This window comes from Pseudonocardia pini (genome assembly GCF_013870575.1).
GTDB classification, from domain to species: Bacteria; Actinomycetota; Actinomycetes; order Mycobacteriales; family Pseudonocardiaceae; genus Pseudonocardia; species Pseudonocardia pini.
This window is the reverse complement of sequence record NZ_JACBXB010000385.1, coordinates 1-5103: the sequence shown is the minus strand read 5'-3', so window position 1 is coordinate 5103 and position 5103 is coordinate 1. Positions and strand designations below refer to the sequence as shown.

Genomic DNA, 5103 nt, shown 5'->3' with positions numbered 1-5103 from the left:
CATCGCCCGGTCCTCGGCGAAGCTCGCCTCGGAAGGCTCGATCACCGCCACCCTCGACGCCCTGGCACGGGAGGTCCTGCAGGCCGACGCCCTGGCAGGCGTCCAGATCCTCACCCTCGACGACTCGGGATCGGGCCTGCGGATCATGGGCTCGGCAGGGTTTCGGCGCTGGCCGGACTTCTTCGAGCGGCTCATGCGGTGCCGTGAGCGCGGTGCCGCGCTGAAGATGCTCGACGCGTTCGAGTTCCGGGAGGCCGTCGTGGTCCCGGACCGCTGGGACTCCATCCAGCGCGACCCGTCGTGGGAGCCCCTCCACGAGTACCTCGGCGAGCTCGACTGGGACTGGTTCGCCAGCGTGCCGCTGGTCATCCGCGGCCGGGCGGCGGGGATCCTCAACGCCTTCTTCGCCCCGGGCCAGGTGGTGGGGCAACGCACCCTCGAGTTCCTCGTGGCCATGGCCGAACAGGCCGCCGTGGCGGTGGACTACGCCTCGCTGCTGCAGAACGAACGCGAGCTCGTCCGACGCGAGGAACGTCAGCGACTGGCGCGCGACCTGCACGACTCGATCGTCCAGCAGGTGTTCTCCATCGGCATGCAGGCGAAGTCGATGGGGGTGCTCGGGGCGCGGGGCGGCGACGTGCCCGCCGACAGCGTCCGCCGGATCGCGGACGAGGTCGGGCTCCTGGCGAGGACGGTGCTGGCGGACCTCCGCGCGATGGTGCACGAGCTCCGGCCGACCTCGTCGGCTCAGCTGGGGCTGGAGGAGGCGGTCCGCGCGCTGGTCGAGAGCACCACCAACCGGACGGGGCTGCGCTTCAGCCTCGGCGTCGGGCGGGGTCTCGACCGGATCCCCCCGGACATGGCGGAGGACGTCTACCGCATCGTCGCCGAGGCCATCCACAACGTCGTCAAGCACGCCGAGGCGGGCCACGTGACGATCCGGATCGGGTTCCGTGACCACTCGCTGACGGTCTCGGTCACCGACGACGGCCGGGGGATCCGGGCGGTCCGGTCGGAGGGCGCGGTCGCCGACGGCGGCTACGGGCTGACGACCATGCGGGAGCGGGCCGAGCGATGGGGTGGGACCGTGCGGGTCCGGACCCGCACGGTCGGCGGGACGTCGGTGCGCGCGGTGGTCCCGCTGCCGCTGACGGTGTTGCGCACCACCGGGGCGCAGGAACACGCGGACACGAACCCGGAGGACACCACGCCATGACCGGCCCCGAACGGACGGACCAGATCCGCGTCCTGATCGTCGACGACCACGCCGTCGTCCGCCGCGGCATCCGCGCCTACCTGGAGGTCCTCGACGACCTGGAGGTCGCCGCCGAGGCCGGCAACGGCCAGGAGGCCCTCGACCGGCTGGAGTCGATGGCGGCGCACCACGAGCTGCCCGACGTCGTCCTGATCGACCTGCTCATGCCCAAGATGGACGGTGCCGCGGCGACGGCGCGCATCACCGAGCGCTTCCCCGGGGTGCGGGTCGTGGTGCTGACCAGCTTCGGCGAGATGGAGCGGGTGCACGCCGCCCTGGCCAACGGCGCGTCCGGGTACCTGCTCAAGGACGCCGAACCGACCGAGGTCGTCGCGGCGATCCGGGCGGCCGCGAAGGGGGACGTGTTCCTCGACCCCGCCGTCGCCCGCAGGCTCACCCAGGAGATCGTCGCCCCGCCGACCGGCATCGGTGCGCTCACGAGCCGCGAACGGGACGTCCTCATCCTGGTCGCACAGGGACGCTCGAACCAGGAGATCGCGGACGAGCTGGTGATCAGCGAGCGCACGGCCCGGACCCACGTCAGCAACGTCCTGCGCAAGCTCCAGCTCACCTCCCGGACGCAGGCGGCCCTGGTCGCCGTGCGCCAGGGTCTGGTCCCGCCCCAGGCCTGACCCCGCTCCGCGGCGAACGACGTGGCCGCCCGCGTGGCTCGCGTCCCTCGTGACACGAGAGCGCCGGCCGTCCCTCGGGACGACCGGCGCTCTGGAGCCCGTGCGGGTCAGACGGTGACGGCGGTGCGCCAGCCTGCCTGGTAGGTCTCGCGGGCCATCGCCGCGTACGGCGCGGGGCTCACGATCGCGCGGACGGCGAACTGCTCGTGCGGCTGCACGGTGGTCTTGCCGGAACCGCCGTTCGGCTCACCCCAGATCACCGAGACCTCGGCGCCCAGCGGGACGTCCGGGTTGACGGTGGCCAGCGACAGGGCCTTGCGCTCGTTGGCGCTGTAGCCGGTGAAGAGCGACAGGCCGACGGTGTTGCCGTCGGCGTCGGTGACGGCGTCGTAGTTCGAGGAGCCGTAGTTGGCGTTCGGCAGGTCGAAGAACTGGTAGCCGGGGGCCTCGGAGACCGGGGAGGCCAGCAGCTTCGCGACGTCCTCGGTGTTCCACTCGAGGGTGACCTTGCGGCGCTGGGTGGCCGGGTCGATGGCCTCCAGCGCGCTGCGGCCGATGAAGTCGTGGTCGAACTTCACGAAGCCGCCGTAGCCGAGCTCCCAGGGGTTGAGGTAGTAGTCCTCGATCCTGTCGGAGACGAAGCTGCCGGCGAGGGCGTTGATGGCCTCGTAGCTGGTGGCGCCGAGCCACTCGCGGTACGGGCGGAGCTCCTCGCTGGTGTACACCGCCGGGAGGGGCGAGGGGATCCAGCCGGACTCGAGGGTGTTGCAGGAGTACGCGCGGGCGCCGGCGGGCTCGAGCCCGAACTCGCGGCCTGCCTCGAGGATGGCCTCGCGGACCTTGTCGTAGGTGCCGTACGGGCCCCAGATCTCCAGGCCGGGCGCGCCCGCCATGCCGTGGCGCAGGGTGCGGATGCGCTCCCCGGCGATGTTCATGTAGCCCATCTTGAAGAACTTGACCTGCTCGACGGTGCCGCCGTTGACCTTCTCGATGACCTCCCACGCGCGGGGGCCCTGGATCTGGAAGCGCCACACGTCGCGGGTGACCTGCTTGCCGTAGGGGCGCGACGGCGAGCGGTCGTCGAAGCGGATGTCGACGTTGTAGCTCTCGCCCTTGAACTGCAGCCAGGTCGCCACCGGCGCGCGGCCGACGAAGACGAACTCCTCCTCGTCGAGGCGGAACAGGATGCCGTCGCCGATCACGCCGCCCTCAGGAGAGACCGGGACGAACTGCTTGGCCGAGTCGACCGGGAACTTCGCGGTCGAGTTGATGCCGGTGTCGGTGAAGAGCTTGAGGGCGTCCGGGCCGGAGACCCACAGGTTGACCATGTGGTGCGACTGGTCGAACAGCACCGCGGAGTTCTGCCAGGCGGTCACCTCGCGGCGGAAGTTGGTGAACTCGGCGGGCACGACCGGGTAGATGTACGCGCCGAGTTGTGCGTTGCGGAGCAACTCGACGGTGTTCCCGGACTGGTCCAGCACTTCCTGGAGGTTCTTGGCGCTCATCTGCCACCCGTTCTCGTCTCAAGTGTTCTGCGCTGACCACGGCCGGACGTGGGTCGACGGCCATCGTGGCCCACGCTAGGGAGGGTGGAGCGCCCGGCGGCACCGTGGAATGGCGGGAGCGGGGCGGCCGGGACGGGCCGGTCGGCCTACGTCATGTGTCCCGAACGGTTCTCGACAACCGGGCGATGGTTCGCGCGTGTCACAGCCCTACCGTCGAGACCATGACGAGCCAGAGCAGGCTGGACCTGCCGGGGACCTATGTCTTCGACGGACCGACCAGCCGCCGCGGGCACCGCATGAACAAGATGTTCATGTCGCTGATCGACCCGGCCGCGCGGACCGTGTTCACCGCCGACGAGGCCGGGTACTGCGCCCGTTTCGGGCTCTCCGAGGAGCAGACGACGGCCGTCCTCGAGCGGGACTGGCAGGCGATGCTCGACCTGGGCGGCAACATCTTCTACGTCTACAAGCTCGCCATGATGGACGGGCTGTCCATGCAGTACCTCGGCGGTGTGTTCACCGGGATGTCCGAGGACGACTTCAAGGCCGCGATGCTGGCTGGAGGACGCACCGATGTCTGAGGTGATCTGGGGGCTGGCGACGTCGCACGTCCCGTCGATCGGCGCGGCGATGGACCGCGGCATGACCGACCAGCCCGTCTGGTCCCCGCTGTTCGAGGGCTACCGGCCGGCGCGGGAGTGGTTGGCGCAGCACACCCCGGACGTCGCGATCCTGGTCTACAACGACCACGCCAACGGCGTGGACCTCGACATCGTGCCGACGTTCGCGATCGGGACCGCGGACAGGTACAGCGTGGCGGACGAGGGCTACGGTCGCCGCGCCGTCCCGGACGTCGTCGGCGATCCCGACCTGTCGTTCCACCTGCTGCAGAACCTCGTCGACGAGGGCTTCGACCTCACGGTCTTCTCCGAGCTCGACGTCGACCACGGCTTCACCGTGCCGCTGTCGGTGTGGACGCCGGAGCCCGGCGACGCCTGGCCCTGCCCGGTCATCCCGATCATGGTCAACGTCATCCGGTACCCGCAGCCCACCGCGGCCCGCTGCTACGCGCTGGGCAAGGCCCTGGGCCGGGCGATCGCGAGCTACGACGGTGCCCGGACGGTCGGCATCCTCGGTACCGGCGGCATGTCGCATCAGCTGGCGGGAGCACGCGCCGGGTTCATCAACCCGACGTTCGACCACATGTTCCTCGAGGCGATCGAGAACGACCCGGAGAAGCTCGCGGCGCTCAGCCGCGAGGAGCTGATCCGCCAGGCCGGGTCCGAGGGCATCGAGCTGATCATGTGGCTGGTCATGCGCGGCGCGCTGAACGAGCAGGTCCGCAAGGTGCACTCCGCCTACCACGTGCCGGCGTCGAACACCGCCGCCGGCCTCGCCCTCTTCGACAACCGGGCCGTCCAACCCGCCTGACCGGCACCGCCGCGAGGAGGACCGATGTCCATCGACCTGCCGGACCGCGCGCCCTCGGCGCGGGACACCGTGCCGCGCACCGACCGGTGCCTGGTCATGGGCGTCCTCAACGTCACCCCGGACTCGTTCTCCGACGGCGGTCTCTACGACCACACGGCCGCGGCGGTCGCGCACGGTGTGCTGATGTGGGAGGCGGGCGCCGACTACGTCGACGTCGGCGGGGAGTCCACCCGGCCCGGGGCAGACCGGGTGTCGGCCACCGAAGAGCTGCGCCGGGTGG

6 protein-coding genes are annotated in these 5103 nt (G+C 70.8%); 5 read left to right on the top strand and 1 reads right to left on the bottom strand.

What is annotated here, in order from left to right; genetic code table 11:
* Together H5J29_RS20195 and H5J29_RS20190 are read left to right on the top strand one after the other, a co-directional pair.
* On the top strand, nucleotides 1–1216 hold a 1216-nt coding region (locus H5J29_RS20195), incomplete at its 5' end, for a GAF domain-containing sensor histidine kinase (protein ID WP_181782614.1).
* Entirely contained in the window at nucleotides 1213–1887 is a 675-nt protein-coding gene (locus H5J29_RS20190; RefSeq protein ID WP_181782613.1) for a response regulator, read from the top strand. The genes H5J29_RS20195 and H5J29_RS20190, both read left to right, overlap by 4 nt.
* Before the next feature lie 107 nt (nucleotides 1888–1994).
* On the opposite strand, the gene ligM is transcribed toward H5J29_RS20190, so the two are convergent.
* Nucleotides 1995–3392 (bottom strand): vanillate/3-O-methylgallate O-demethylase, encoded by a 1398-nt coding sequence (gene ligM, locus H5J29_RS20185; protein WP_181782612.1) that lies wholly within the window; start codon nucleotides 3390–3392, stop codon nucleotides 1995–1997.
* A 221-nt stretch (nucleotides 3393–3613) separates the two neighbouring features.
* On the opposite strand from ligM, the gene H5J29_RS20180 reads away from it, so the two are divergent.
* The 3 genes from H5J29_RS20180 to H5J29_RS20170 form a co-directional block, all read left to right on the top strand.
* Entirely contained in the window at nucleotides 3614–3973 is a 360-nt protein-coding gene (locus tag H5J29_RS20180) for a protocatechuate 3,4-dioxygenase (protein WP_181782611.1), read from the top strand.
* The gene (locus tag H5J29_RS20175) at nucleotides 3966–4823 is read left to right on the top strand and encodes a class III extradiol dioxygenase subunit beta (RefSeq protein WP_181782610.1); all 858 of its coding nucleotides are present in this window, start codon (nucleotides 3966–3968) and stop codon (nucleotides 4821–4823) included. The genes H5J29_RS20180 and H5J29_RS20175 overlap by 8 nt, the downstream gene beginning before the upstream one ends.
* A 24-nt stretch (nucleotides 4824–4847) precedes the next feature.
* Nucleotides 4848–5103, top strand: a 256-nt coding sequence (locus H5J29_RS20170; protein WP_181782609.1) for a dihydropteroate synthase, incomplete at its 3' end; no start/stop codon positions are given.